This is a genomic window from Shinella sp. JR1-6 (assembly GCF_004284735.1).
In the GTDB taxonomy this organism is placed as follows: domain Bacteria; phylum Pseudomonadota; class Alphaproteobacteria; order Rhizobiales; family Rhizobiaceae; genus Shinella.
Genome location: NZ_SHMI01000021.1, coordinates 1 through 24,484, shown reverse-complemented (window position 1 = coordinate 24,484; position 24,484 = coordinate 1). Strand labels below are relative to the sequence as shown.

The 24,484-nt window shown below is 64.2% G+C and carries 33 protein-coding genes; 27 read left to right on the top strand and 6 right to left on the bottom strand.

Annotation, left to right across the window (positions count from 1 at the left end; all coding sequences use genetic code 11):
- The first annotated feature begins 175 nt into the window (after positions 1-175).
- From EXZ48_RS26010 to EXZ48_RS25885, 26 genes are all read left to right on the top strand, one after another.
- Positions 176-1,264 (top strand): phage protease, encoded by a 1,089-nt coding sequence (locus EXZ48_RS26010; protein ID WP_130519385.1) that lies wholly within the window; start codon positions 176-178, stop codon positions 1,262-1,264.
- Positions 1,261-1,641, top strand: coding sequence for a hypothetical protein (locus EXZ48_RS26005; RefSeq protein WP_130519383.1), 381 nt, complete (start codon positions 1,261-1,263; stop codon positions 1,639-1,641). The genes EXZ48_RS26010 and EXZ48_RS26005 overlap by 4 nt, the downstream gene beginning before the upstream one ends.
- Positions 1,642-1,659: 18 nt before the next feature.
- The gene (locus tag EXZ48_RS26000) at positions 1,660-2,637 is read left to right on the top strand and encodes a capsid protein (protein WP_130519381.1); all 978 of its coding nucleotides are present in this window, start codon (positions 1,660-1,662) and stop codon (positions 2,635-2,637) included.
- A 104-nt stretch (positions 2,638-2,741) separates the two neighbouring features.
- On the top strand, positions 2,742-3,188 hold the full coding sequence (locus tag EXZ48_RS25995; protein WP_207900499.1) for a hypothetical protein: 447 nt from the start codon (positions 2,742-2,744) through the stop codon (positions 3,186-3,188).
- Positions 3,189-3,325: 137 nt separating this feature from the next.
- The gene (locus EXZ48_RS25990) at positions 3,326-3,574 is read left to right on the top strand and encodes a cyclic nucleotide-binding protein (RefSeq protein WP_130519379.1); all 249 of its coding nucleotides are present in this window, start codon (positions 3,326-3,328) and stop codon (positions 3,572-3,574) included.
- A gap of 2 nt (positions 3,575-3,576) precedes the next feature.
- Positions 3,577-3,996, top strand: a complete 420-nt coding sequence (locus tag EXZ48_RS25985) for a gp436 family protein (RefSeq protein WP_130519377.1) — start codon at positions 3,577-3,579, stop codon at positions 3,994-3,996.
- Positions 3,993-4,484, top strand: coding sequence for a phage virion morphogenesis protein (locus EXZ48_RS25980; RefSeq protein WP_130519375.1), 492 nt, complete (start codon positions 3,993-3,995; stop codon positions 4,482-4,484). Before EXZ48_RS25985 ends, EXZ48_RS25980 begins: the two co-directional genes overlap by 4 nt.
- On the top strand, positions 4,481-5,005 hold the full coding sequence (locus tag EXZ48_RS25975) for a hypothetical protein (protein ID WP_130519373.1): 525 nt from the start codon (positions 4,481-4,483) through the stop codon (positions 5,003-5,005). The genes EXZ48_RS25980 and EXZ48_RS25975 overlap by 4 nt, the downstream gene beginning before the upstream one ends.
- The gene (locus tag EXZ48_RS25970; RefSeq protein WP_130519372.1) at positions 5,002-5,526 is read left to right on the top strand and encodes a phage baseplate assembly protein V; all 525 of its coding nucleotides are present in this window, start codon (positions 5,002-5,004) and stop codon (positions 5,524-5,526) included. Before EXZ48_RS25975 ends, EXZ48_RS25970 begins: the two co-directional genes overlap by 4 nt.
- Positions 5,527-5,539: 13 nt before the next feature.
- Complete coding sequence (locus EXZ48_RS25965) at positions 5,540-5,806, top strand: hypothetical protein (protein ID WP_130519370.1); 267 nt, start codon at positions 5,540-5,542, stop codon at positions 5,804-5,806.
- Between the two features lie 6 nt (positions 5,807-5,812).
- A complete protein-coding gene (locus tag EXZ48_RS25960) occupies positions 5,813-6,196 on the top strand; it encodes a baseplate assembly protein (protein ID WP_130519368.1) in 384 nt (127 codons plus the stop codon).
- The gene (locus EXZ48_RS25955) at positions 6,193-7,083 is read left to right on the top strand and encodes a baseplate J/gp47 family protein (protein ID WP_130519366.1); all 891 of its coding nucleotides are present in this window, start codon (positions 6,193-6,195) and stop codon (positions 7,081-7,083) included. Before EXZ48_RS25960 ends, EXZ48_RS25955 begins: the two co-directional genes overlap by 4 nt.
- Positions 7,080-8,246, top strand: coding sequence for a hypothetical protein (locus tag EXZ48_RS25950; RefSeq protein ID WP_130519364.1), 1,167 nt, complete (start codon positions 7,080-7,082; stop codon positions 8,244-8,246). The genes EXZ48_RS25955 and EXZ48_RS25950 overlap by 4 nt, the downstream gene beginning before the upstream one ends.
- Complete coding sequence (locus tag EXZ48_RS25945; protein ID WP_130519362.1) at positions 8,247-8,978, top strand: hypothetical protein; 732 nt, start codon at positions 8,247-8,249, stop codon at positions 8,976-8,978. It abuts the gene before it with no gap.
- Positions 8,979-8,986: 8 nt separating this feature from the next.
- A complete protein-coding gene (locus tag EXZ48_RS25940) occupies positions 8,987-12,148 on the top strand; it encodes a DUF4815 domain-containing protein (RefSeq protein ID WP_130519360.1) in 3,162 nt (1,053 codons plus the stop codon).
- Positions 12,149-12,150: 2 nt separating this feature from the next.
- A complete protein-coding gene (locus EXZ48_RS25935) occupies positions 12,151-12,612 on the top strand; it encodes a hypothetical protein (RefSeq protein ID WP_130519358.1) in 462 nt (153 codons plus the stop codon).
- 6 nt (positions 12,613-12,618) lie between these two features.
- A complete protein-coding gene (locus tag EXZ48_RS25930) occupies positions 12,619-12,963 on the top strand; it encodes a hypothetical protein (protein WP_130519356.1) in 345 nt (114 codons plus the stop codon).
- The gene (locus tag EXZ48_RS25925; RefSeq protein WP_130519354.1) at positions 12,963-13,892 is read left to right on the top strand and encodes a hypothetical protein; all 930 of its coding nucleotides are present in this window, start codon (positions 12,963-12,965) and stop codon (positions 13,890-13,892) included. The genes EXZ48_RS25930 and EXZ48_RS25925 overlap by 1 nt, the downstream gene beginning before the upstream one ends.
- Positions 13,893-13,906: 14 nt before the next feature.
- Positions 13,907-14,368: a hypothetical protein gene (locus EXZ48_RS25920; protein WP_130519352.1), complete on the top strand. Its 462-nt coding sequence runs from the start codon at positions 13,907-13,909 to the stop codon at positions 14,366-14,368.
- 139 nt (positions 14,369-14,507) lie between these two features.
- Entirely contained in the window at positions 14,508-15,803 is a 1,296-nt protein-coding gene (locus tag EXZ48_RS25915) for a phage tail sheath subtilisin-like domain-containing protein (protein WP_130519351.1), read from the top strand.
- An 11-nt stretch (positions 15,804-15,814) separates the two neighbouring features.
- Positions 15,815-16,333 (top strand): phage major tail tube protein, encoded by a 519-nt coding sequence (locus EXZ48_RS25910; RefSeq protein ID WP_130519349.1) that lies wholly within the window; start codon positions 15,815-15,817, stop codon positions 16,331-16,333.
- Between the two features lie 9 nt (positions 16,334-16,342).
- Positions 16,343-16,792, top strand: coding sequence for a hypothetical protein (locus EXZ48_RS25905; protein ID WP_130519347.1), 450 nt, complete (start codon positions 16,343-16,345; stop codon positions 16,790-16,792).
- Positions 16,793-16,870: 78 nt separating this feature from the next.
- On the top strand, positions 16,871-19,378 hold the full coding sequence (locus EXZ48_RS25900; RefSeq protein WP_130519345.1) for a phage tail tape measure protein: 2,508 nt from the start codon (positions 16,871-16,873) through the stop codon (positions 19,376-19,378).
- The gene (locus tag EXZ48_RS25895) at positions 19,378-19,803 is read left to right on the top strand and encodes a phage tail protein (protein WP_130519343.1); all 426 of its coding nucleotides are present in this window, start codon (positions 19,378-19,380) and stop codon (positions 19,801-19,803) included. The genes EXZ48_RS25900 and EXZ48_RS25895 overlap by 1 nt, the downstream gene beginning before the upstream one ends.
- On the top strand, positions 19,803-20,066 hold the full coding sequence (locus EXZ48_RS25890; protein WP_130519342.1) for a tail protein X: 264 nt from the start codon (positions 19,803-19,805) through the stop codon (positions 20,064-20,066). Before EXZ48_RS25895 ends, EXZ48_RS25890 begins: the two co-directional genes overlap by 1 nt.
- The gene (locus tag EXZ48_RS25885) at positions 20,063-21,046 is read left to right on the top strand and encodes a phage late control D family protein (protein WP_130519340.1); all 984 of its coding nucleotides are present in this window, start codon (positions 20,063-20,065) and stop codon (positions 21,044-21,046) included. The genes EXZ48_RS25890 and EXZ48_RS25885 overlap by 4 nt, the downstream gene beginning before the upstream one ends.
- Before the next feature lie 62 nt (positions 21,047-21,108).
- Here the strand turns inward: EXZ48_RS25885 and EXZ48_RS25880 are convergent, their stop codons facing one another.
- On the bottom strand, positions 21,109-21,423 hold the full coding sequence (locus EXZ48_RS25880; protein ID WP_130519338.1) for a hypothetical protein: 315 nt from the start codon (positions 21,421-21,423) through the stop codon (positions 21,109-21,111).
- Complete coding sequence (locus EXZ48_RS25875; RefSeq protein ID WP_130519336.1) at positions 21,420-21,710, bottom strand: hypothetical protein; 291 nt, start codon at positions 21,708-21,710, stop codon at positions 21,420-21,422. The genes EXZ48_RS25880 and EXZ48_RS25875 overlap by 4 nt, the downstream gene beginning before the upstream one ends.
- A 613-nt stretch (positions 21,711-22,323) precedes the next feature.
- Between EXZ48_RS25875 and EXZ48_RS25870 the strand changes: the two genes are divergently transcribed.
- Entirely contained in the window at positions 22,324-22,578 is a 255-nt protein-coding gene (locus tag EXZ48_RS25870) for a hypothetical protein (protein ID WP_130519335.1), read from the top strand.
- A 3-nt stretch (positions 22,579-22,581) separates the two neighbouring features.
- Here EXZ48_RS25870 and EXZ48_RS25865 read toward each other — a convergent pair whose 3' ends face one another.
- The 4 genes from EXZ48_RS25865 to EXZ48_RS25850 form a co-directional block, all read right to left on the bottom strand.
- Complete coding sequence (locus EXZ48_RS25865) at positions 22,582-22,884, bottom strand: hypothetical protein (RefSeq protein WP_130519333.1); 303 nt, start codon at positions 22,882-22,884, stop codon at positions 22,582-22,584.
- 129 nt (positions 22,885-23,013) lie between these two features.
- A complete protein-coding gene (locus EXZ48_RS25860; protein ID WP_130519331.1) occupies positions 23,014-23,271 on the bottom strand; it encodes a hypothetical protein in 258 nt (85 codons plus the stop codon).
- Positions 23,268-23,468 (bottom strand): hypothetical protein, encoded by a 201-nt coding sequence (locus tag EXZ48_RS25855; RefSeq protein ID WP_130519329.1) that lies wholly within the window; start codon positions 23,466-23,468, stop codon positions 23,268-23,270. Before EXZ48_RS25855 ends, EXZ48_RS25860 begins: the two co-directional genes overlap by 4 nt.
- A complete protein-coding gene (locus EXZ48_RS25850; protein ID WP_130519327.1) occupies positions 23,465-24,274 on the bottom strand; it encodes an N-acetylmuramidase family protein in 810 nt (269 codons plus the stop codon). Before EXZ48_RS25850 ends, EXZ48_RS25855 begins: the two co-directional genes overlap by 4 nt.
- Positions 24,275-24,484 lie beyond the last annotated feature (210 nt).

Here is a 24,484-nt window from a genome sequence, read left to right as displayed (position 1 = left end):
GAAGGTTCGTCTTGGGACACAAACGCGCCCCACGGCCTTTAAATCATCTTTAAAATCGACGCTCTTTCCCGACGCGGCATAGCAGTTTCAGATTTAGGGAAGCGGTGGCCCGATCGGGCTTGGCACTGACAGTGTCAGTGTCGCGGTGCCTGCCGCGACAATCCAATGTTCGCCCATGAGCACGGCGACCGCAACAGCATTTTTTACCGATCTGGCCAGCGAGGGCAACACCCCGCCGGAATGGGTCGAGCTTTTTCCGAAAGGTCCGGCCCTCACGGCGCGCGATGGTCGCGCCTGGACGCTGGAGCCGCAGCGCGTCGTCGCGGCCTTTGCCCGTGAACAGGTGCCGCTCGCCATCGACTACGAGCACGGCCAGGCGCTGCTTGCTGCCGAAGGCAAGGAGGCGATCGCCGCCGCCTGGATAACGGCCGTCGAGGAGCGGGACGGCGCGGTCTGGGGCAAGGTCGAATGGACCAAGGCCGCGGCCCGCAAGGTTCTCGACAAGGAATACCGCTTCCTGTCGCCCGACTTCGTCCACACCCGCGACGGGCTGATCCTCAAACTCAACGGCGCCGGTCTCGTAAACCGGCCTGCCCTCGTCATGACGGCGCTGAGCCGCAAGCAACCCGAAACCAAGGAGACGGAAGACATGAGCCTGAAGGCAATTGCCGCCAAGCTCGGCCTCAAGGACGATGCCGACGAAAAGGCGGTGCTGGCGGCGCTCGACGAGCGCGACGGCCAGCGCAAGGCGCTCTGCGCCAAGCTGAAGATCGATGACGCCGGCGATGCCGCCGCGATCGACGCGGCGATCACCAAGCTGCAGGCGGACACCGAAACCGCGCTCGCCTCCGTGAAGGCTTCGCCGGCCGCTGCCGAGGTTGCCGCTGTGAAGCAGCAGCTCACCGACACCCAGACGGCGCTTGCCGCCCTTCAGAAGAAGGACACCGACCGCGAGATTGACGGCGCGCTCGACGCCGCCCAGGCGGCCGGCAAGATCACGCCCGGCTCGCGCGATACCTATCGCGCCATGTGTGCGGTCGACGGTGGCCTTGAGCGCTTCAAGGCACTCGCCGCCACGCTCCCCGTCATCTGCGAGCCGACCGTCCTCAACAACGGCGAGGCCGTCACGACCACAGCCGACGACACCCTCAACCCCACGGCACTCGCCGCGAAGGCCCGGAAGTACCAGGATGATCAGGCCGCCATCGGCGTCACGGTCTCCATCTCCGAAGCCGTCGAACATGTGAAGGCTGCACGCGCATGACGCCCATTCTCACCAAGAGCTTCCGCGTCGGCGCCGCCGCCATCGCCGGCTTCCTCATCATGAAGTTCGGCGCGGGCGGCGTCGCCGAGGTCGCAAGCGCGGGAACCGATCCGCTGATCGGCGCTGCCGGCTCCATGGGCGCGCCCGCCGGCGGCATGGTCGACGTGACCGAGGTCGGCTGGAGCGAGGTTCGCGCCGGCGGCAACATCTCCTGGGGCGACCCGCTCACCGCCAACAATCTCGGCAAGGCGGTGAAAGCCGTTCCCGTTGCCGGCTCCGTCGTCTCCATCATCGGCTTCGCGCGCTCCGACGCCGCCGATGGCGATGTCATCCCCTACATCGTCGCGCCGGGCGTTCTCGCCACGCCGGCCGCGTAACCCACGAGGACCTTGCCCATGTCGACCGTCAATCGGCCGTTTCCCGTCAATCCCACGCTGACCGCGATCTCCATCGGCTATCGCAACCCGGCGCATACGCTGATCGGCACCCGCGCCTTGCCGGGCGTCGAGGTTCTCGACGAAAACTTCAAGTGGACCGAGTTCCCGCTTTCCGAGGGCTTCACCGTTCCCGAACTGGAAGTCGGCCGCAAGGGCCAGGTCAACCAGGTGGAGTTCACCGGCACGGAAGCGACCTCGTCCGTCAAGGACTATGGTCTCGACGACGCGCTTCCGCAGTCGGACATCGAGGCCGCCCGCCGTGCCCGCGCCGAGAAGCGTTCCAACTTCGATCCCGAGAACCAGGCGGTGGAAGGCCTGACCAATCTCCTCCAGCTCGGCCGCGAGGTTCGCGCCGCAGCCGTCGTGCAGAACGCCGACAACTACGATGCCGCCCGCAAGATCGCACTCACCGGTACTGACCGCTTCGACGACTACGACGACAGCGATCCCTACGGCGTCATCGACGAGGGCATGGACAAGACGCTGATCTACCGGCCGAACCACATCGTCATGGGCCAGCCCGTCTGGTCGAAGCTCAAGCGCCATCCGCGTTTCATCAAGGCCGTGAAGGGCGGGCTGACGGAAGACGGCGCCATCACCAAGGCACAGTTCGCCGAACTGTTCGAGATCCCGGTCGAGAACTTCCTGGTCGGCGTTGCCCAGGTGAACCTCGCCCGCAAGGGCCAGGCGGTGAATCTCGCCCGTGTCTGGGGCAAGTCGATCCAGCTCCTCTATCTCGATCCGTCGAAGAAGCAGGCAGATGGCTCGGTTATCACCTGGGGGATGACGGCTGAACTCGGCAGCCGCATCGCCGGCTCCATCGAGGACAAGGATATCGGCCTTCAAGGCGGCCGCCGAGTGCGTGTCGGCGAGCGCGTCCGCGAACTCGTGGTGGCCAAAAGCGTCGGCTACCTCATCCAGACCGCCGTTTCCTGACCTTCCCTGCGGGTTGCCCAAGGCCCGCACCCGTGCGCCGCATGGCGCGCGGGTCTTCCGCAAACGGCGATCGGCGCCGTTTTCGCAAGACCCGGAGAGCGAACATGAAGAAACCCGTCGAGAGCAACGACCAGGACGCTGCCGCCAAGGCGAAGGCAGAGGCGGACACCAAGGCTGCGGCCGACCTTGCGGCGAAGGAAGCCGAGGAGAAGGCCAAGGCCGAGGCAGCGGAGAAGGCAGAGGCTGCAAAGGCGGAAGCTGACGCCAAGGCGAAGGCAGAAGCGGACGCCAAGGCCGCCGCCGACCTTGCGGCAAAGGAGGCCGAGGAGAAGGCCAAGGCCGAGGCAGCCGAGAAGTCGGCGGCCGCAAAGGCGGAAGCTGACGCCAAGGCGAAGGCAGAAGCGGACGCCAAGGCCGCCGCCGAGCGCAAGGGGCCGCTTGCGAAGCAGGAAATCCGCTATCGCGGCAAAACCTATGGCCCGGGCGAGTACCTGCCGGCCGACATCGATGACGAGACTTTCGACGAACTCGACGATCTCGGCGCGATCTGAGGAATACCTCGAGAGGGAGGCCTGGTCCGGCTCGCGAGGCCGTCAGCACCCATCGACCCGGCTCACGCCGGATAGGGGACGTTACGAACGTAGGGGCTCAGCCCGCCTCCCGCACCGGATTTGAAAAGGCGCTTTCGATGACTGAACACACTGGCCTGCCCGTCGCCGGCTATCGCTCGCAGAGCGAAGCGAAGATTGCCGCCGTCAACGAAAACAAGAAGGTCGAGGAAGGCATCCTTCGCCTCCTTGATGCGCTTGCGGAACTGCCGGACGTCGACCGGCGCTGGCTCGCCACTGGGCGAACCCATATCGAGCAGGGCTTCATGGCCATCAACCGCGCGATCTTCCAACCCGAACGCGTCAAGCTCGATGGCGACGAGGTGTAGCCGTGATCTATGCCACGCTTGAACAGATGGAGCAGGACTGGGGCGCCGCCTTCCTTGGCGACCTCTTGCCGGCGGACGTCGAGTATGCCGACGCCTACGAGGTGGCGCTCTCCAAGGCGAGCGCCGAAATCGACATCCATTTGTCGGCCCGCTACACCCTGCCGCTGCCCGCCGCACCGGCTGGCCTGGTCACGCCCTGCGTCAACATTGCGATCTACCATGTGGCGGTGCGCCATACGGCCCTGACCGTGACGATCGACGATCGCTACAAGCAGGCCGTCGAGCTGCTGGAGCGCATCGCGGACGGCAAGGCCGGCCTCGGCGCCGAGGAGCCGCGCGTGAGTTCCGAACCCGAGGCCTCCGCCGGCGGCGCGTATTTCACGGCCAACGAGCGCCACTTCTCGCGCAGGACCCTGCCATGAGCGCCATAGGTGTCGAGATCGTCGATGTCGGCCTTGAGGACGCGCTCCTCAAGATCGAGGGCATTGCCGATGCGCCGTTCGGCGAGCTGATGGAGGGCATTGGCCGCCTGGTCCAAGGCCAGACCCGCCGGCGTATCGCCAGCGAGAAGACATCACCGGACGGCACGGCCTGGAAGGACAACCTTGCCGGCAGCGGCGTCCTGCACGACAGCGGCGCGCTTTACGATTCGATTGACTACCAGGCTTTCCCCAACGGCGTCCTGGTCGGCTCCGGTCTCGTCTATTCGCGCATCCACCAGCTCGGCGGCACCATCGTGCCTCGATACATGCAGGCCTTGAAGTTCTGGTGGGTCGCAGGCGGCTGGGTAGAATTCGCGATCGTCAAGAGCGTGACGCTGCCGGCCCGGCCGTATCTCGGCCTCTCCGCCGATAACCGCGTCGAAATCGTCGAGGCGGCGGAAGACTGGCTTTCGAGGCTCGTGCAATGACGGGTCGCATCAACGCCTTCCGCGCCGCCGTCATGGCGGACATCAAGATCATCCTTCCGCAGTTGCAAACCATCGAGCCGCAGTTCGGGCGTTTCAACCTGGACGAACTGGAGCGGACCTCATTGCGCTGCCCGGCCGTCCGCGTTGCCGTGCTGAACGGCAAGCTGACCGACAACGCCTCAGGCCAGTCCGATGCCTCCCTCCAGTGCGCCGCCTTCATCGTCACGGACGGCAAGGCGCGCGACGAACAGGGATGGACGCTCGCCGAGGCCATTGCGACCCTGTTGCATTCGGCCCAGCGCTGGACGCTGAACCACATTGGCGCACCGGAGAAGCCGAGCATTCAGCCGGTCGTATCCGCCTCCATCAAGGATCGCGGCGTGGCGATCATCGCCGTCGAGTGGACACAGGCCATCCGCCGCCTCGGCGAAAACATCTTCGATGAGGCGGGCGTGGCGCTGACCGAACTCTACGTCAACGGCGACGAGATCGAGTTGCCGGCGCCGGGAGACGAGCCATGAATCGCCGCGACCAGCTGATCATCGCCCGCGAGTTCCGCACCCTCTACAAGGTCGCCGATGATCTCGATCGCCGCATGGCGTCCATGTTCCTTTCCGGCACGGTGAAGGAGGTCAAAGGCAACCTGGTGCAGCTCGAAATCCTCCCCGAGGACAGCCGCACCGGCAAGCCCTTCCTGTCGCCATGGGTGAAGGCGCAGGAAGCGGCCGGCCAGAGCGGGTCGCACCTGCCCGTGAAGGTTGGCGACCCCATGCGGTTGATATCGCCAAACGGTGAGATCGGCTCGCAGTCGCTGGCCGTGCGCGACGGCTACACAGACGCCGCCAAGAACCCGACCGACAAGCCGCAGGAAGAAATGATCTTCGCCAATGACGGGCCGGTGCGCCTGCGCGGCTCGAAGATCATCCTGGAAGGTGAAATCCACCTCGGCGGCGAAGGCGGCAAGGCAGTCCATCGCATCGGCGACGCGGACAGCGACGGCGACACGGCCGTCGGCGGCGCCACGAAGGTTTACGCGCTCTAGAAAGGAGCTTTTGATGACCGTTAAAACCGAGTTCGAAGTCACTGAAAAGGCCGGCAATTTCGTTGCCGGCCGCCGCTCGCCCGGCAAGGGCGGCAAGATCTCGCTCACGGAGGATGAGGCGCATTTCGCGCTGGCGGCCGGCGAGCTGAAGCGGCCGGGCGCGACGTCCGGCAAGAAGCCGAAGGGCAAGGATGCCCCGCCTGCAGGCGACCCGCGTGGCGGAGAGGCCGAGGGCGGAACCGAAACGCTCGCCGAGAACCCGCCCGTGGTGACGGAGTAATCCGCCATGCGCGCAGGCTTCGACGAAGTGACGGGACGGATGCTGGTGGGTTGGCCCCATTGCCAGCAGTCCATCCGCGTGTGCCTGCGCAAGCGCATCCGCACCGTCGAGATGCGCTATCACCACGGCTGCGAAGTCCCTGAACTTCAGGACGGCAACACCGATGCGGACACGATCTTCGACGTGTTCGTGGCGATCGCCGAAGCCCTTGCCGATCCTGACGGCGGAGAGCCGGGCTTCCGCCTGCAGACGATCGGCGTCCATGTCGTCGGCCGCACCGGGCGCACGGTCTTCCTACTCTCCGGGATTTTCTTCCCGCGCGGCCACCTCGGCGATTACTCGATCTATGAGCCGCACGACGTCTATTGGCCGGAGGCGATGGCAGCATGACCTTTGCCTATCCCGCCCCGACGATCACCGCCGAACTTGACTACGAGGCCCTGCGCGACCAGCGCTTTGCCGCCTTCATTGCGCAATGGAACGGATATCGGGCTCGCAATCCCAACGCCGGCCTCCCTGAGTTCACCACGGCCACGCTTGCGAATTCGATGGAGGCGATCGCGCTCGGCGCGGCCGCCGATGGCGACCTTTACTTCGTGGGCCGGGCGAATGCCGTCGCCCGTGCTGCGGTCCTGGTCGACTTCGCCTACGGTGCGGATCTCGATCTGCATGGCCTCGATACCCGCGTGCCGGGGCACCCGGAAGGCGTGACCAGGCACCCCGAGGAGGGCGATGAGGACTATGCTGCGCGCATCCGCGAGGCGCGGGCCGGTTCGTCGGCCGCCGGCCCGGACGATTGGTGGTTGACCCATGCCCGCGCGGCCGACAGCCGGGTCCGTTCAATCGGGCTCGACTACAAGGGCCTGGGCGAATTGGAGATCTACGTCCTGTCGAAAGACAACGGCGGCATCCCCGACGAGGCGATGATCGAGGCCGTGACTGAGCGCCTGATGCGCAGGAACGTCCGGCCGAGGACCGCCACGCCGATCGTCAAGAGTGCGATCATCGCCGAGATCGATGTCGTCGCTTATGTCTGGCTGCATCCGGAGGCATCGGAAAACCGCCTTGATATCCTCAAGGCGGCAGCGCTCGCCCAGAACGAAAAGGACCAGGCGCTCGATCGCGACCTGACCCACCACTATCTGAAGCGCCTCATCGACGCGCCCGACGTCTACGATATCGCCATTACGTCGCCGGCCACGGACCTGCCCGCCGGCCCATCCCGTGCCTACGCCATCCGCTCGATGGAGCTGATCCTCGCCGGGAGGAACCGATGACCAGCCGCCTTACCCCGGGAGCGACCGGCTATTTTGGCCGCGCGGTTGCGGACGCGAACGATACCCATGGGCGTTACGCCCAGGACATCGACGTCATCCCGCAGCTCGGCCGCACCACCATTCTTCCCGGTTGGTTGCCGTGGCTCCTGCGCAATGAAGGCCTTGAGCCTCTCATGCCCTACGTCGACTGGGCCGTCCTTTGGGCGAAAGGTCCCGCCTGGTTGCGCACGCGCGGCACGGCCGAGGCTTCCATCGAGGCGCTCGGATGGATCGGCTGGACGATCGACTTCGAATACGGCGCCGCCGGCACCCAGCTTTACGACCATTATCAAATCCATCTTGATCGGGTGCCCTGGCGCTCGGAGCTGGAGCGGCTCATACCCGTCGAAGGGTTCGCTAAATCGGAAGACAGCAAGTTCTTTCGCCTCGTTTCCGGCTATGACGTGCGCCCGGTTCGCGGCGGCCGCTCGTTGATGGCGCGCTCGATCTTCGGGCGCCACAGCGGCATCGATGTCCGCCCGGATTGGCCGCGCCTCTCCTTCAAGGTGCACGGCACGATGCACTGGCCCTCCTCGTCGAGCGCCCACTCGGCCGAAACCCTGACCGTGCTGACCTATGTGCTTCGGCGGGGCGATATCGTCTTCGGCCGCTCCCGGATCACACGCCGAGCGACCCGTGGTCCGATCTTCGGTTTGCAGCTTTCGGAAAGCACGGTCGCAACAGGTTCCGCGAACCACCGCACCAGCGAAAGCATTCGGCCGCTCGCCGGCATCGTCGGCGGCAGGTCCATCCTTGGTCGCCGCCAGGCTGTCTTTGTCGGCATGCGCAAGGTGCTCGGGCAGCATGCCGTTTTGGGGCGCACGCGCATCGGCTCGCTGTGGCGGCTCGCGACGATCGAGCAGCTCCTGGCCGTGCCGGAGCCCATCCGCCTCGATGGCCTGGCGGAGGCCGCGCCAGCGGTCTGTGCGCATGACGCCCTGACCGATCGGGCGGCGGTCTCGCGCGGCGGCTCGGTAACAGCCTCCGATGTCCCTGACGGCGTGCCGATGATCGCCGCCGTCGCCAACCTTCTCAATGCGCCCTGGTCGGGCCTGCCGTGGGGCGATGAGCCCTGGGGCCAGAGCCCGCGCGTGCTTGCAACCGACGAAACCGTGGAGACCTAAATGAGCGTGCTCAAGACAGCCGGCCGGGCCGATCTCGCCGCAGCCTACAAGGCGCTGGCGGCCGTGCCGAACAACTTCCTGATCGCCATCGGTGCTGGCGAAAGCTGGTGGGGGAGCCAGCAGCAGGTGCTGCTCGATCTCGATGCGGATGGTGAGACCGCCATCAACCCCGACCATGCACCGGTGAGCGGCGTCGTGGTGCGCTCGGCGAATGCCGCCACGCTCTATCAGGTCGGCGTCGACTATCTGGTCGATACTGCGACGGGTGTGATCAGCCGGAACGATGCCGGGTCCATTCCAGCCGAGGCCACGCTGCAGGTGACCTATGTGCCGACCGTGCCGCAGCCGGACCTCACGCGCCAGACACTGGTTGCCGAGGTCGGCCGCGTGCCGGTGACGGCCATCCACTTCATCGTGCCCTTCGACGAGGCGGAGGACCCCGAGGCCAACTATGTCATCGTCGAGGGCGCCAAATACGCCCTGATGGCCGAGCCCGCCCGCATGCTCCTGATGCAGGCGCACCTCAATGCCAGCGACGGCGTCGGCGAGCCCATCCGCGAGTATGCGCTCTTCTCGCGCTGCACCGTCGATCCGGAATTGCCGCCCGGCCAGGTCTATTTCGACGTCGACGACGTCACTGCGCCGGGCGTGATGGTCATCGCCAAACAGCGCACCCCTGTTCCTCATGACGGGACCGTCGGTCTCGACATGTCCATCATCCTCGAACTCTGAGGCCAGCCATGCCGTCGATGCCCCGCCACTACCGTGACACCTTCGATCCGACCAGGAACCGCACGCGGTTGCTCGCCTCGGAAGACAAGTATTTTTACGCGCAGGATTGGAATGAGAGCCTTTCGATGGAGAGGCACGCCCGTTCCGGCCTGGCGGATGCGATCTTCAGGGATGGTGAAGTCGTCCGCGGCGCGCAAATCCTCGTCGAGATCGGCGAGGCGGTGGCGCATGCCACGCTGGAGGCCGGTCAGGTCTATGTGCACGGCCAGATGCGCGACCTCGCCGCGACCGGTTTCGACATCCCGAAAGCCGGTGACGTGCTGGTCGGCGTCGTCCTCGAGACGCGCGTCATCACCAGCCTGGAGGACCCCACCCTCAAATTCCAGAACTTCGAGGATCTCGCCTTCGAAAGCCATGGCATGCCGCGCCAGGCGCAGCTCGAGGAAAAGCCGCGCTGGGGCGCCTCGACCGAAGCCCTCGTCGACACGCCGAGCGTCGGCTATTCCTTCTTCCCGGTTTATACCGTTCGGGACGGTGTCGTGGTCGACACCTCGCCGCCGACCGAGGCGGGCGCATTCGTCCAGTTGGTCGAGCGCTACGACCGCGAGAGCAACGGTCACTATATCGCCCGCGGCTGCAAGCTCTCCTATCTGGAGACCGCGGCCGGTGCCCAGATTTACTCGCTGGCCGAGGGCGTGGTGAACGTCGAGGGCCGCAAGATCGACCGGCCGGCATCCGTGCGCCTGACCTATGTCGAAGACCCGGATTTCGAGCGCATCAACGCCGAACCGCATCTCTTCGACGACGGCGGTACGGGGACATTCGTGATCACGCTGAATCGCACACCGGTGGCGGTGATCCATGACGTCTCCGTCCTTACCGAAAAGACCGTGACCGTCACGCGCGGCCAATCGACGGGCGGTCGCGACGCGTTGCCGGACAGCCAGATCCAGCAGATCATGAGCGTGGTGCAGGGTGGCACGACGTACACGTCGCCGGCCTCGTACAATCGCCTCGGCGATGAGGTGGATTGGTCGCCGGGTGGGGCGGAGCCTGCGCCGGGCTCGACCTACCAGGTGACCTATCGCTACAAAAAATCGATCGCGCCGACAGCATCGACCGAAACGACGGTCACGGTGACCGGCGCCGTCACCGGCTCCGAAGTCGATATCGACTATAGCTGGAAGATGCCGCGCTTCGACGTCATCGCGATCGACAAGGCGAATGCCGTTCATCGCATCAAGGGCGTTGCCTCGCCCTACAATCCGCAGCGGCCGCGCATTCCGGCCTACCTCCTCGAACTTGCGCAGATCGAGCAGCGCTGGACTTCGGACTATCCCCGCGTGCGCCAGACGGGCGTCCAGGCCGTCCCGATCGCGGACATGGAGCTGATGCGCGGCGCGATCATCGAGAACCGGCAGGAACTTGCGCGGATCCGCCTTCAGACTGAAGCGAGCGCCCGGAACCCGGCTGCGATCAACGGCATCTTCGCCGACAATTTCGAGAACGACGCGCAGCGGGACGCCGGCATCGAGCAATCGGCTTCGATCGTCGACGGCCGCCTGACGCTCTCGATCGCGGCCACGCTCGCCAATGTCAACGCGGGCGGCGATGGCTGGTCGCTTTCCTACGCTCTGGAAGAGGCGATCGTTCAGCCGCTCCGCACCCGCGCGCTGAAGATCAACCCCTACCAGAGCTTCGACCCCGTTCCGGCGGCTGTCAGATTGACGCCTTCGGTCGATGAATGGGTCGACGTCGAGACCCAGTGGGCGAGCGCGATCACGCGGACGTTGACGTCGATCGGCCGCAGGCGGGCGACGGAAACGAGCGAGGAACTGCTCGCATCGACCTCGGCAGAAGCTCAGTTCATCCGTCAGCGGGAAGTCGCCTTCGCGATATCAGGTTTCGGCAGCGGCGAGCTGCTCCAGTCTCTCACCTTTGACGGCGTCGATGTGACGCCGGCGCCGGCGCCGGCCGCCAATCCTGCCGGTGAGCTTTCCGGCATCTTCGACGTTCCCGCCAATATCCCGGTCGGCACCAAGACGGTGGTCGCGCTGGGTGCCGGCGGATCGATGGGCACGGCCGACTATACCGGCCGCGGCACGATCACGATCGAAGAGCGGCGCCGTGTCACCACGGTCTATCAGAAGGTCGATCCGGTCTTCCAGAGCTTCACGCCGGCGGAAGGCTTCCACCTGGGGGGCTGGCGCTTCCGCTTCTCCGCGATCGGCAATCGTGACGAACCCGTCGTCGTGCAGCTTCGCGAGGCGGTACAGGGCCAGCCGGCCCGCACCGTCATCGCCGAGGCGGTCATCGACATGCAGACGGCGACCACGGAAGCCGACACGGTTGCGCTGTTCCCGACGCTGCCCTGGTGCGAAACCGATGGCGAGCGGACGATCGTCTGGCTCACCAACGATCCGGATCACGCGATCGCGGTCGCCGAACTCGGCAAGTTCGACCCCTACCTGCAGCGCTGGGTAACCCAGCAGGCCTATCAGGTCGGCGTCTGCGGCGGTTCGTCCAACAACCGCGCATGGACGATCTACCAGGAGCTGGACGTCTATTTCGCTGCCCTCAAGGCGAAGTTCACGGAAGCGAGCCGCACCGTCACCCTCGGCACCATCGCCGCCGAGAACGTGACGGACATTCTCGCACTGGCTGGCGTCGAGATCCCGACAGCCGCGACCGGCGTCGATCTGATCTTTGAACGGCCGAACGGCGAGCAGATCAAGGTTGCCCCCGGCGCCGTCGTCTCGCTCGACAAGACGCTCAACGAGGATCTGATCGTCAAGGCGGTGCTGCGCGGCGTTCCCAACGCTTCGCCGCATCTGTTCCCGGATCCGCAGGTTGTCCTCGGCGCTCTTTCGTCGATCGACAATTATGTGTCGCGCGCATTCCCGTGCGGCAACGATCGCAAGGTCCGTGCCGAGGCGCGGGCGCGGCTTCCCGGTGCATCTACCCTTGAGATCGGCATCTCCGATGACGGCGCTACCGAGACCGAACTCGTCCTGGTCTCCACCGCCGACGATGGCGACGGCTGGACGAAATACGTCTACGAGGTCGAGGAATACTCGGCGGAGGCGATCCGAGCGCACGTCACGCTGTCCGGATCGGCCCTTCATCGGCCGGAAGTGGACAGCCTCGTCGTCCTCCCGCTGGCGGTGTGATCATGGCGGAGACCGTCAACAGGCATTATCCCGTCCCCGATCCGAGCCAGCCGCAGCGGGCGGATGCGGTTCGGATCGCGGCCGCGATCACTGCCATCGATGCCGACGTTGCCGAGCTGCTCCTCACGCTCGGCAGCAAGGCGAACAGCGCGGACATCGGGCCGGCGATATCCGATGCCATCGACGCCCTTATTGCCGGTGCGCCGGCGGCACTCGACACGCTCGCCGAGATCGCCGCCAAGCTCGCCTATAATGACGACGTGGTTGCAGCGCTGGTCGGAACGATCGCCGGCAAGACCAGCCAGGCCGACCACGACCTCCTCGTGGCAGCCGTCGCAGACCTGACCGGCGTCGTCGCGACAAAGGCGAATGCGGGGAACGTCTACTCGCGCGCCTACCTCGATGCGGCCTTCATCGAGGCAGAGCGGCGGGCGCTCAATCGAATGCGACAACTTGCGGGGTAAAGACCGATGGTAACCAAGACCACGAAGACTATCGGCGTGTGGCTGACCACGACGCCCACCGCGCTCCTTGCGGCTGTGCCTGACGGGTTCGTCCGGCACTTCGACATGATCCATGTCGCTCACGCGGACCCTGCCAATCCGGCCTACGGGACCGTCAACTGGGTCGATGCCGACAATGGCAATGCAGAATACCCGCTGCTTCACCAGTCGCCGGTCCCCGTTCGCGATGCCATTCCGGCCGTGATTGGAGCCTTCAGCCTGGAGGCCGGGGACTATCCGAAAGGCTACGCTTCGGCCGACAACGATATCTGCGTGACCTTCGTCTACTGGGACGAAACGGCGGTGGCGTGATGGCGAGGATCAGACATACCGGGCCGGTCGGCTCCATCTTGACCGCAAGGAAGGGAAAGGTCGGGAAATTCGGCGATCCCTACACCTTTGCCAACCCTGCTTCGAAGGTCACGACGTTCCCGATCTCACGATATGCTTCCACCACTTACAACGGCACGATCTTTAGTTCCCCGGCAATTTCGCATGACGGACTGAAGCTGTTGTGGCCCACAACGATGTACGGCGGATCCAGCAACCCGGGCCGTATTTATCAGTTAAATCTTGCGGCCCCATTTACCGCCCCGGGCTTCTCTTTTGGGTCTCCCGTCGCGTTTACAGGCGAAATGAACATGCGAGGTATGGCCGTGAACGTCGCCGGCACCAAGGCCTATGCGTACGGCAAGGGAACGAGCAAATTCTTCCAAATCAACATGGATGTCCCGTTTGACCTTGCAGATATTGATGGCCCCTTCGTCAGCGGTACACTCTCTTCGTCCTATGCCTACACCAGCCTCCTAGTATCGGAAGACGGGAAATATCTGCACGGTTTCGATGGCGGCGTCATCGAGCGTTTCACCTTCGGAAGTCCGTGGGACGTGACGACTATTGGATCGAAAACGCTGATCAGCCTCAACACATGGTGGAAGAACGCCGGTTGGGGCGTCATGACCGGCCAGTTTGCAAACGACGGGAAGACCTTCCTCTTGGTCGCTGTCATCTCTTCCGCCGTGCGTTTCGATCAGTTCACCCTCGCGACGCCATACGACATCCTCGGCTCAAAGGAATACGAAGGGTCCCTAACGATCCCAACACCATCCAGCTATTCGAGCATCTTCAAGGGGGTCTCGTTATCGCCCAACGGCAAGTGGTTGCTCGCCGGAATTGATGACAATTATGACGACGGCTTCGCCATCCTCGATGTGCTGCCTTGGTGGACCCCGTTGGCCTGAAGAGGAGCACAATCATGCTGTACACGCGCAATGGATCGTACCCGGCCTCCATACCGCCGGAGATCACACTGTCCACCGGCTTCATCCGTACAGACCCCTCGACTTTCACCGAGACCGAGATTGCAGACGCCGGCTACGTCGTTGCACCGGCTCCGCCCGCATACGATCCGGCAACGCAGCAGCTCGGATGGGACGGCTCGGCATGGTCGGTGACGGCGTTGCCGCCGGCGCCGTTTCCGACACTCAAGCGCAAGGAACTGCGGAGCGCGCTTGTCTCCATCGACATTTTCGCGGCCGACGTCACGGCCAAGATCAGCGAGATTGCCGACCCGACCGCGCGGGAGTTTGCGCTGATCGACTGGGAGGACACCCAGGACTATGAGCGGGATCATCCCCTCGTCGATACGCTGGCGGTCGGCTTCGCGCTGCCGAGCGAGCAGGTCGACGCGCTGTGGCGCTGGGCGGCCGGCGCTTGAGTGGACTGGACAACCGCCCATAAAGGCGCGACAAAAGACCATTCAAACCCGCTTTAAGCCGCCGTGCCCCTGACACTGTCAGTGGCGCGCTCGCGCGCGCAAGCGTGTCTCTTGTCTCCGAAATCCGGAGACACGCTTCATGGCAACCACATTCAATCACGGCGTCCGCACGATCGATGCCGGCTCCACAAGCCGGCCGCTGGAACTCGCCGATACCACCACGCTTGCCACCAACTTCATTGATTCGACGGCGGACAACAGCGTGTTCCCCCCGGACAGCGAGCCGGTGCTCTTCTTCTCGCACGAGGCCGACAAGGTCGCAGCCCTTGGAACCGGTGTCGGCAACCAGGCGCTCGCCCTCGTCAACGCTGCCCGCGCGCAGGGCATCGAGGTCGCGATCGTTGCATCCCGCGTGGCGCACAGCGTCAAGACCGATCCCGTCGAGAAGGCGGAAGAGGAACTCGCCAGCCTGATCGGTACGGCCGCCGCGATGACCGGCGCGCACGCGCTCTCCTACGCCGAAGGGCATGTCGGCCGCTCGCCCGACCTGCTCGTCGGCGGCTCTCCTGCCGCCGGTCGCGTCTCCAACGCGAAGAACCCCTATGCCGCGGCGCTCGAATCGGTTGGCAACAAGCTCAAGGCCATCTCGGTTTTTGACACCGGCGGGCCGGATAGCGAGACCAGCCTTGCCTATCGCGCGGACTTCTCCTCACGCTACACCTATCTCGTCGACCCCTTCGTCCGTGTGGCGGAAGGCGCCTCCATCGTCGCGCGCCCGGCCTCGCCCTTCGCCGCCTCGATGTTCGTCAAGCGCGACAAGCAAAAGGGTGGCCCATACTGGTCGCCCTCCAACCAGGAGGTCCTAGGCATTCTCGGCACGGCTCGGCCGGTGACCTACTACGACGGCGAGATCGACCACGAGGCCAACCTCCTCAACGAGGCCGGCATCGCCACCTTCATTCCCTCGCGCGTGGTGCAGGGGGCGAACGGCCAGTTCTCGCCGAACGGCCGCATCCTGTGGGGAAACCGGACGGCATCGGAAGATACGATCTGGAAGTTCGTCAACGTCGTTCGCACCCGCGCCACGATCGAGAAGGCCATCATAAAGGGGTTCCGGCCCTGGGCCATCGACGACAACATGACGCCGCAGCATGTCGTGGCCGTCATGCGGTCGCTCCAGGACCTGCTCGACAGCCTGACTGCGATCGGCGCCATCTATGGGGGTCGGGCCTATTGGGAGCGGGCTACAAACGTCAACTCGTCGCTGCGTAACGGCAAGGTGCGGATCGAGTTCGACGCCGAGGAAGCCCCGCCGCTCGAAGACCTGATCTTCGGCTCCCGCCGCAACGAGGCATACATCGACAACTTCGCGGCCGATCTCCAGCGGCGCATCAGCGTCGAGTTCGGTGGCACCGTCGCCGAATTTCTCCAGTAAGGACTTTCAACATGGGTGACCTTCGCATCCTTCGCGGCTTCACGCTCGTCGTCGACGACGACCGCAACCTCGGTCTCGACATCAAGGAAATGAAGCTTCCTGTTCTCGAAGAAATCGGCGAGAGCCATCACCCGGGCGGCAGCGACATGGAGATCGAGATCATGGGGTTGGGCGTGAAGGCGTTCACGCTCCCGTTCAAGCTCGCCACACACAACCCGGAAATCATCGGCCTGTTCGGCGGCCCGCCCGGCTTCCGTCGCTCCTTCACCGGCAAGAAACTGGTGATCTCGGACGAGGACGGCAAGGAGCATGAGCACATGTTCGACTGCCGCGCCCGCCTTTCCAAGGTCGAGGGCGAGGCCATGACGGCGGGCAAGATCGTTGGCTACGACCACGAGATCAAGAGCTTCTGGAACTACACCGAGTTCTGGGACGGCCGCGTCATGCACCGCTGGAATTTCAAGCTCGGCGGCTGGGACATCTGGAACTTCCAGCCGTATCTGCCCGCCCGCCGCCGCATCCTGTCGTAGGAGTTCGCCTTGGACACCGCCCTCAAGACCACCGTCTCCGTCCCGCTCACCGTGCCCGTCACCGTCCCGGCTGCGGACGGCAAGACCGCCGAACGCTCCTCGCTCACCCTTCGCCGGCCGAAGACCCGTCACGTCAAGCGCCTCGCCGCCCTGATCGGCGCCGAAGTGCTCGACATCCTGCTTTCCGACGACACGGCGCGGGCGGCGAAGGTCGAAGGGCGCGAGCTCGTCGGCAATGTGCTGCGCACGCTCTTCAACGAAGACCGCCTGGACGGCCTGACCGCCCTCATCGCCGATCTGTGCGACGAGGACCAGGCCGTCATCGACGACGTCGATCTGGTCGACCTGCCGGCGCTTCTGATGGCGTTCGGCGGTTTTTTTCCCAAACTCCAGTCCGCAGCGTCTGGGATGTTGCAGGCGATCTCGCAATCGGCGGCCGGTACGACCCCCGCGCCGTAGACGACTTCGACTGGATCGAGGCCTGTTTCCTGCATGCGCATATGGTGCGCATCATGAGCACCAAGGCGGACAAGTGACATGGACGTCTCGCTCCTCATACGCCTGATCGACCAGGCGTCCGGCCCGGCGCAGAAGATCAAGGCGGGCCTTCAGGGCATTTCGGGCGTCGTTTCCGGCATGAAGCAGGGCTTCGGCCAGGCCATCCGCGAAGGCTTCTCCGTCCAGAACATCGAGACAGCGACCCAGAACGCCGAGCGGGCGCTGACGAATGCCCGCTCGCGGCTTCTCGGCGCATTCGGCATGGCGGTTTCGCTTGCCGCTCCGGTGATGAAGGCGGCATCGTTCGACCAGTCGATGCGCGGCCTGGACAAGGTTCTCGACGTCACCCACTCGCGCCTTCAGCAGCTGCGCAAGTTTGCGCTCGACACATCAACGCAAGTCCCGATCGCCGCCGGCAGCCTTATCGAGCTGATGTCCGAGGCCGCCCAAGGCGGCGTGCCTGAGGCCGAGCTTGAGGCGTTTTCGCTCTACGTCGCCAAGGCCGCCGTCGCCTTCGACATGGCCGGCGCCGAGATCGGCGAGCGCTTCGCCAAGCTCCGCAACGTCTACCGGCTCAACCAGCAGGGCATCGTCGATCTCGGCGATGCCACGAACCACCTCTCCAACAAGATGGCGGCCAAGGCGAGCGAGATCACGGATTTCGCGAACCGTGCCGCGGGCGCCGCCAAGACGCTGAACCTCACGGCCGTGCAAATGTCGGCCGTGGGTGCGGCCATGATCGCGGCCGGCATCGCCCCGGAGACGGCGGCACGCGGCCTGTCCGCTCTCTCCAACCGCGTGATCGCGGGCGGCAAGGACGTCGACAAGGCGTTCAAAATGATCGGAATGACGCGCAAGCAGTTCCAGAAAGACCTTGCCGCCGATGGCCCGGCCGCGCTTCAGAAGCTGTTCGAGACCATGTCGACCTCGCCGAAGGGTATGGAAGCGCTGGTCAAGTTGGTCGGTCAGGACTTTGCCGACGACTTCGCGAAATTCCTCGGCAATCCGGAGCTGCTTCGCCAGGCGCTGGAGCTGGTCGCCGAACAGGCCAACTATGCTGGCTCGGCGACGGAAGAGGCCGGCAAGCAGGCCGAAGGCGCAGAGAAGCGCTGGGAGCTGCTGCGCAACAAGCTCGATCGCGTGACGATCCAGATCGGCGAGAAGCTGCTGCCCGTCGTCTTCCAGGTCATGGAAGCCATCGGCGGCGTGCTCGATCAGGTTTCGGCCTGGACGGACGCAAACCCGGAACTTGCCACCAGCCTTGCCCAGGGCGTGGCCGGCCTTCTTGCCTTCAACATCGCCAGCCGCCTTCTGGCGTTCGGCGTCGCCGCCCTTCGCCTGCCGCTCATCAATCTCGCGGCGATGTTCCTGAAGTTCGACAAGGACGGACGCAACATCGCGACCGGCTGGCGCCTGATGCGTGGCGCCGCCACGGCGTTGCGCATGCCCCTGTCCTTCCTCGGCGGCGCGTTCGGCGAGCTGGTGCGGCATGTGCCTGGCCTCAGGAATGCCGTCGCCGGCTTCCGGATGCTGGCGATGATCTCCGGGGGCGGCGTCTTCGGTGCTTTGGCCGGCGCTTTGACCGCGGTCGGCACGGCGCTCGCCACGATCACGGCGCCGGCATGGGCGGTGATCGGCGTCTTGGCCGCGGCCGGCTTTGCGGTCTGGAAGTTCTGGGACCGCATATCGTCTTTCTCGTCCGGCTTCGCCTCGGTGTTCGCCAATGCCTTCAGCGGCGTCGGGGATCGCCTTGCCGGCTTTGCCGACAAGTTCATCAAGTTCAACGCCGCCATCTTCGGTATCGACCCGGGAACGGTCGAGCGCTTCAAGGCGTCGATGGCATCCGCATTCGATTTTTCCGGGCTCATCGAGGGCGCCCGGCAAACCCTCTCCGAATTCTGGAGCTGGCTCGGCAGTTGGTTCAGCCAGGAGCAGCTTTCGGAAGGTGAGCAGGCCGAGATGTATGCGGCCGGGGCGCGCCTGGCGCAGAGCATCATCGACGGCTTCAAATCCATGATCGGCGCGATCGGCGATCTTCTGACCTTCGACCTTCAGATCAACTGGCCCGAGCCGCCCGCCTGGCTGACCTGGCTGGCTGAGAAGCACCGAGACGCCGCGGCGGCCGTCAAGGACAAGGTCGACGGGTGGCGCGCCTCCTGGAACGGCACGGATGAAGAGCCCGGCGCGAAGGCCATCGTCACGAAGACGGTCAACGATATCTCGGGCGGCGGCAGGCCCGAGGCTGGCGCTGGCGGCCAGGGCAGCGCACTTTCGAACCTCTGGAGCAACGTCAAGGACCTGCATTCGTCGGCGCTGGATCTCGTGCGCGGCGGCGAACAGGGCGGAGCGGCCGTGGCCCGAGGCGGCGAGGATGCGGCGGCCGCCCTCTCCCGTGTCGGCCGCGAGCTGCTCGGCGTTGCGAGCGCGGTCAGTGCCGCGGCCGGCAAGATTGGCTCCGCCGTTGCGGGCGCGAACCGCGGCGGCGGCAGCGTCGGCACGGCGATCAACAATGCCAAGACCGGGGCGCTTCATGGAGGGACTGAATAATGCCGCTCCTTTCCCTCGGGAAATGCAAGTTCGAGATCGGCAAGCTCGACCTTCAGGCCTTCGACGAGGAGATCGAGGTGAAGTGGCCGGCGATCGCCCGGTTTGGCGGCCGCCCCGCGCGCCAGCATACCGGCTTCGGCGAAGACCCGATCCATCTCAGCGGCCTGCTCTATCCCGAGGAAATCGGCGGTCGCGCCGAATATGACAAGCTCAAGGCCACAGCCAGGGCGCGGCGGCCTGTCACCCTCGTCACCTGGTCGACCGAACTCGACAACGAGGCAACGATCTGGGGGCAGTTCGTCATTCTGCGCGTCTCGGGCGGGCATACGAAGTTCGGCCCGGACGGCAAGAGCCGCAAGATCGCCTTCGATACCGAGATCGCGCCGCTCGGCGATATCGCGGCCGTTGCCGAAAGGTGGTTCTGATGGCGATCATCCTGCCGGCAGCCACCGTCACGGTTGACCAGGAAGACAAGACGCTCGGCCTGGTCTGCTTCGACTATGCCTACGGCGTGCTGCGCGACCGGCGCGTTGCGGGCAAGCTGCGCGGCTATGTCGAGGCCACCATGACCGCAAACCTGCATCTGGCGCGGCTGGATTTCTTCCTGCCCCTCGGGACCGTCGTCCGCCTTCCGGAATTCGTTGTCGAGTCCCGTGGCGAGCCTGTCCGGAGGCTTTGGGAAGAATGAGCCTTTATCCCTTCATCGACGTCACCGTTAACGGCAAGCCGGTCAGCGGCCTGTTCTATGATCGCCTGGTCTCCGCGACGATCCACGATGCGCCCGGCCAGGAGGCCGACAACTGCTCATTCCGCTTCGACGATGCCGATAACGGCGTCCCGATCCCGAACAAGGGCGCGGAGATCTTTGTCAGCTTCGGTTTCAAGGACGGTTTCGGTAGCGCGACCTCCCAGAAGATGGGCCGGTTCACCTACGAAAAGACGTCGGTAGAAGGCGGCGACGGTGGCGAATTCCTGACCATATCGGGCCGCTCAGCAGACATGCGGTCCGACATGAAGGAGCAGTACAGTGAGCATTTCGAGGACAAGACGGTCGGCGATATCGTCGGGGAGCTTGCCAAGCGCCACAAGTATGATGCGAAGGTCGATGACGATCTTGCCTCAATCAAGATCCCGTATATTGCCCGATACGAGCGTGGCACCGCCGATTTCCTCACCCACCTGGCCGACCGGTTCGGCGCGTTGTTCTCGCCCAAAGGGGGCAAGTTCGTTTTCGTCAGGCGCGGCATCCTGGCCCCCGTCACCATCAGCAAGTTCGATTGCGAGGGCTGGAGCTTCGACATCGAGCCCCGGCCGCTTTACGGCAAGGTCGAGGCGGGCTGGTACGACCAAACGAAGAACCAGGTCCTGTTTGAATCGGCCGCCACCGGTCTCGATGGTTCGACGAAGCGCATTCGCCGCGTGCTGCCGACGAAGGAGGAGGCGGCAGCGGCAGCGAGGTCCGAGGGCCAGCGCCTCGGCCGTGCCACCGGCTCAGGATCGCTCACCCTTGCGGGCCGCCCAGACATCATGGCCGACGCGCCGATCGCCACCCAGGACTTCCGCGCCGAGTGCAACGGCCTTTGGCGGTGCGCCGGCGTCGATCACACCTACGACGAAACCTACATGACGACGATAGAAATCGAGGCTCCCGAGGAGGGCAAGACCTGACCGGGTGCCGGGCATGGGTATTATGTGCTTGCCCGGCCGCTCTTTGAAAATCGAGTAGCAACCTACTCGGCCAGAATGCCGATACTGCGTGCGGTTGTTCTGGCTAGTGTGCAAGTCGATGCGCTGGGCTTTTCGGCGAACTCACTCATGGCGATATTACCGCTGATGAAGGCCAGCGCTTCGGGATTGGCCAAGCCAGACTTCTCGTAGTAGGTCTCAAGCGCAGCCTCATCGACTTTGTAGCCGCAGTGTTCGGCCCGCGAGATGATCTCCGCCAGTCCGGAGGCCGTTTGCATCTTGTTGATGTCCATGGCCGCGCCGGCAATCGCCGGCGTCAGGAGCACGAGCGCTGCCACCAAAGAGGACGTCCGCTTCATGCCATGGTCTCCTCGATGATCGTCTTCCGACCGCGTGTGACGAGGGCGAGCAGGCCGAGAATGATCGATCCGCATGCCCAGATGAAGAAGATGATCCCGACACCAATGGCCGATCCGATCGCACGCCCAGCATTTTCTGCGTCCGATGCTGCCGGCGCTCCACCCACCGCTGACAGGCCCGCGATGATCCAGAGCAGCATGAGAAGGTTGAAGCCAATAAATATGAGCAGGAACACCCACCCGAAGAATCCACGCTTCCGAACTTCCTTGCGTATAATGGTGGCCATGTTCCCCTCCAGATTGAACCCCGGGATACGCTATCAGCAACCTGAGCGTTGTCTCAAGGGGGCACACGTTAAAGAGGCTTTGAAGGAGGCCTAACGTCGCCTTGCCATCCCGCGCGCAAGATGGGCAAGTCGTCCGATTTCCTCAGTGGCAGACGGCGCCGGCCACTCGAAGGAGTCTTGATTCGTCTTCGAACCCACTTTTTGACACCACGTCCGGAATTCCGGAAATTCCGATTTCCGGTGTCAAAATTCCGAAAAATCGCGGCGAGCTACAGCCACAAGCTGACGGCGGCAAAGCGACGGCGCTGCACCGAGCTGGCCCATCATAGATTTTGCGGCGAAACGGGTACCCGTTCACCCGGTTCATCCTGCATCCCCTCGCCCAAGCTGGACTTTACTGGACGAAGGGGAGTGGTGGGCCCGGAGGGACTGGACGAAGGACACGAATTCAATTGGTTAACCGACACGGTTAGGTCAACCCGTTCACGGATGTTCTCAAACGATGGGGCTAACCATCACCGTTGACTCTTCTCGCGTTCAGGATCATTTACGCCACAGGCGGAACGTGAACACATAGAGAACGAAGGAATGCGGCCTTCGGATGAGGAACCGCATGCGCGAGAACGCCCCAGAGATATTGGACAACCTGTTTGGAAACGACAGGGTCACCTTCAGCAACCTCGTCCAGTGGTATGAGCTGGGCGGCCGGTGTTCGAAGTGCGAGCGAGAGGGCTGGGTTGACCGATGGGAGCTTGCGAACCGGCTCGGCAAGGTCAATTACATCCACCAGTTCCAGGAGCGCCTGCGCTGCCTCAAGTGCGGCAACAAGGGGAGCAACCGGTGGATCGTGAGGCAGGCGCCGCGGTGATGCTTACGGCGAGAACCCGCCACGGATCAGGAACCCGACAACGCCCGTGATGATGCCGCCGATAATCAGCCAGTTGATGCGGGACAAGGCATGTTTGATATCGCCAACAGAAATTTCAATGCCTGAAAAACGGGCGTCGATCCGCGCGTCCATAGCGTTCCACTTTTCATCGTGGCGGGCGCTGTCGATATCCCGCTGACGTTGCCACGCCTCCATCGCATTGAGGCGCTGCGATCTATCCTGGTCCCTCTGCTCGAGAGCGACGACACGGGCGCGGAGATCGGGATCGTTTTCAGATGGGCTCATTTACGGCATCCTGGCTGGGCATTGCATGTGCGGTTGTGGCTGACGACCTGATCGGCAAAGGGGCGGTCGTTGGCGACAATGAAGGCTCTTGTCACGGAGGAAGGCTTGAGGGTTTCGAAGCCTGAGCCGTCAAACACAGACGCCGTCGCGGAACAGCCCGCCAAGCTCAATGCAAATATCGCTGTCGCTAAGGCGTTGAACGTCCGCATTGGTGCGGCTCCTTTCCTGTACGAGGTCGATGGCTCGCTCAAGGGTTTCGGCGCGGATGGCCTGTCTTTCGGCCTCACGAGCCGCTGGAAGCGTGAAGGCCTGCACGTAGCTGTAGACCACCACCCCGCCGAGGATCGCGCCTGCGGTCAGCTTGAGGGCGTTGATAAGGGTGATCATGTGGCCCACCCTCTCCTCTTCGCCCATTGCCACCAAGCGACGGGGATGGAGGCGATTGCCGCCGAGATGCCAGCCTCGATAGAAGCCGCAACGGCCGGGTCTTCGGTAACGAGGTTCTTGACCTCCTCACCGATATACCCGGAGCCGTACAGCCAGCCGGCGAGCATGTACAGCGCGATGCGGATCCAGACCGTCATTTGCCACTCCTCGAGAAGAGTTTCGCGATGGCAGCAATGATGCCGGCCAGCCAGTTGCCGGACGGGACCGGGCCTTGCTCGATCTTGGCCGACGGGGTGATGCCCAAATCCGGTGCTTTCGGCTCCAACACGCTGGGTTCTGAGGGTTTTGGGGTGATGCCCAAATTGCTCTTAGAACCCGGCCGATAGTCCTTCCACTTCCCGGCGCGCAGCTTATCGGAAGCCGCCTTCATCTTCCTGGCATAGGCGCCGTTCAGGCCGCCTCCGTTGTAGCCTTTTTCGACGGCATCGAAATCGCGGGCACGGATTGCCTTGACGAGACCTTTGTTGACGAGGAAGCCGGCGAAGGCCGAAAGCTGATAGACCTCACTCTCGCAGAAGGCGTTGAACATACCCTCTGCAGTCTGATGGCCACAGACCTTGTGGTTGAAGCCCATGATCTGGAACTTGCCGACGCTGACCGAGCCGAATGCCGCCTCGCGGTCGACCTTGATGGCGCGCTCCAGCAGCTTGTAACGGTCATCAGGGCCGGCCTGATCCTTGTATCCGCCCTTCGCTGGGCTGATCCAGTTCTTACGAGCCAGCCCGCTCTTCATCGCATTGGTGCGCTTCTCGTCTGGGAGACGCTTGTAGAACCAGTGCTTTTCGAACAGGATTTTGATCCGGCCGTCCGCGAACCAGCCGAACCCGTTGCTTTCGACCTGGGCAATGGCTTCCAGATCGGCCGGGTGGCACTGCAAATCATCGGCAAGCTTCGCCATGTCGGCGTCCGTGATGGCCGCCGCCTTACCTTTTCCAAGCGTCATGGGGGTTTGTCCTGTTGGGAATAAAAAGCGCCGCCTAAGCGGCTAGGTGCCGTCGCGCACGGATGCGACGGGAGGGAGCTATTCAGTCCATTCGCGGATTATGATGATGCCGGGACGGCCAGCGCCGCCGTTGAAGCCGGGTGTCCCGGATGACTTCACGGAGCCAGAGCCACCAGAGCCGTTGCCCGATCCGGGGTTGCCATTGCTGTT

What these genes read in the sequence shown, in the direction of transcription:
- EXZ48_RS25915 (WP_130519351.1), top strand. Translation starts at nt 14,508, where the DNA reads ATGGCAACCACATTCAATCACGGCGTCCGCACGATCGATGCCGGCTCC.
- EXZ48_RS25950 (WP_130519364.1), top strand. Translation starts at nt 7,080, where the DNA reads ATGACCAGCCGCCTTACCCCGGGAGCGACCGGCTATTTTGGCCGCGCG.
- EXZ48_RS25890 (WP_130519342.1), top strand. Translation starts at nt 19,803, where the DNA reads ATGGCGATCATCCTGCCGGCAGCCACCGTCACGGTTGACCAGGAAGAC.
- EXZ48_RS25980 (WP_130519375.1), top strand. Translation starts at nt 3,993, where the DNA reads ATGAGCGCCATAGGTGTCGAGATCGTCGATGTCGGCCTTGAGGACGCG.
- EXZ48_RS25865 (WP_130519333.1), bottom strand. Translation starts at nt 22,884, where the DNA reads ATGAGCCCATCTGAAAACGATCCCGATCTCCGCGCCCGTGTCGTCGCT.
- EXZ48_RS25955 (WP_130519366.1), top strand. Translation starts at nt 6,193, where the DNA reads ATGACCTTTGCCTATCCCGCCCCGACGATCACCGCCGAACTTGACTAC.
- EXZ48_RS25975 (WP_130519373.1), top strand. Translation starts at nt 4,481, where the DNA reads ATGACGGGTCGCATCAACGCCTTCCGCGCCGCCGTCATGGCGGACATC.
- EXZ48_RS25925 (WP_130519354.1), top strand. Translation starts at nt 12,963, where the DNA reads ATGGCGAGGATCAGACATACCGGGCCGGTCGGCTCCATCTTGACCGCA.
- EXZ48_RS25880 (WP_130519338.1), bottom strand. Translation starts at nt 21,423, where the DNA reads ATGAAGCGGACGTCCTCTTTGGTGGCAGCGCTCGTGCTCCTGACGCCG.
- EXZ48_RS25910 (WP_130519349.1), top strand. Translation starts at nt 15,815, where the DNA reads ATGGGTGACCTTCGCATCCTTCGCGGCTTCACGCTCGTCGTCGACGAC.
- EXZ48_RS25855 (WP_130519329.1), bottom strand. Translation starts at nt 23,468, where the DNA reads ATGACGGTCTGGATCCGCATCGCGCTGTACATGCTCGCCGGCTGGCTG.
- EXZ48_RS25895 (WP_130519343.1), top strand. Translation starts at nt 19,378, where the DNA reads ATGCCGCTCCTTTCCCTCGGGAAATGCAAGTTCGAGATCGGCAAGCTC.
- EXZ48_RS25870 (WP_130519335.1), top strand. Translation starts at nt 22,324, where the DNA reads ATGCGCGAGAACGCCCCAGAGATATTGGACAACCTGTTTGGAAACGAC.
- EXZ48_RS25850 (WP_130519327.1), bottom strand. Translation starts at nt 24,274, where the DNA reads ATGACGCTTGGAAAAGGTAAGGCGGCGGCCATCACGGACGCCGACATG.
- EXZ48_RS25885 (WP_130519340.1), top strand. Translation starts at nt 20,063, where the DNA reads ATGAGCCTTTATCCCTTCATCGACGTCACCGTTAACGGCAAGCCGGTC.
- EXZ48_RS25945 (WP_130519362.1), top strand. Translation starts at nt 8,247, where the DNA reads ATGAGCGTGCTCAAGACAGCCGGCCGGGCCGATCTCGCCGCAGCCTAC.
- EXZ48_RS25965 (WP_130519370.1), top strand. Translation starts at nt 5,540, where the DNA reads ATGACCGTTAAAACCGAGTTCGAAGTCACTGAAAAGGCCGGCAATTTC.
- EXZ48_RS25900 (WP_130519345.1), top strand. Translation starts at nt 16,871, where the DNA reads ATGGACGTCTCGCTCCTCATACGCCTGATCGACCAGGCGTCCGGCCCG.
- EXZ48_RS25995 (WP_207900499.1), top strand. Translation starts at nt 2,742, where the DNA reads ATGAAGAAACCCGTCGAGAGCAACGACCAGGACGCTGCCGCCAAGGCG.
- EXZ48_RS25990 (WP_130519379.1), top strand. Translation starts at nt 3,326, where the DNA reads ATGACTGAACACACTGGCCTGCCCGTCGCCGGCTATCGCTCGCAGAGC.
- EXZ48_RS25960 (WP_130519368.1), top strand. Translation starts at nt 5,813, where the DNA reads ATGCGCGCAGGCTTCGACGAAGTGACGGGACGGATGCTGGTGGGTTGG.
- EXZ48_RS25935 (WP_130519358.1), top strand. Translation starts at nt 12,151, where the DNA reads ATGGCGGAGACCGTCAACAGGCATTATCCCGTCCCCGATCCGAGCCAG.
- EXZ48_RS25940 (WP_130519360.1), top strand. Translation starts at nt 8,987, where the DNA reads ATGCCGTCGATGCCCCGCCACTACCGTGACACCTTCGATCCGACCAGG.
- EXZ48_RS25930 (WP_130519356.1), top strand. Translation starts at nt 12,619, where the DNA reads ATGGTAACCAAGACCACGAAGACTATCGGCGTGTGGCTGACCACGACG.
- EXZ48_RS26005 (WP_130519383.1), top strand. Translation starts at nt 1,261, where the DNA reads ATGACGCCCATTCTCACCAAGAGCTTCCGCGTCGGCGCCGCCGCCATC.
- EXZ48_RS26010 (WP_130519385.1), top strand. Translation starts at nt 176, where the DNA reads ATGAGCACGGCGACCGCAACAGCATTTTTTACCGATCTGGCCAGCGAG.
- EXZ48_RS25970 (WP_130519372.1), top strand. Translation starts at nt 5,002, where the DNA reads ATGAATCGCCGCGACCAGCTGATCATCGCCCGCGAGTTCCGCACCCTC.
- EXZ48_RS25875 (WP_130519336.1), bottom strand. Translation starts at nt 21,710, where the DNA reads ATGGCCACCATTATACGCAAGGAAGTTCGGAAGCGTGGATTCTTCGGG.
- EXZ48_RS26000 (WP_130519381.1), top strand. Translation starts at nt 1,660, where the DNA reads ATGTCGACCGTCAATCGGCCGTTTCCCGTCAATCCCACGCTGACCGCG.
- EXZ48_RS25860 (WP_130519331.1), bottom strand. Translation starts at nt 23,271, where the DNA reads ATGATCACCCTTATCAACGCCCTCAAGCTGACCGCAGGCGCGATCCTC.
- EXZ48_RS25920 (WP_130519352.1), top strand. Translation starts at nt 13,907, where the DNA reads ATGCTGTACACGCGCAATGGATCGTACCCGGCCTCCATACCGCCGGAG.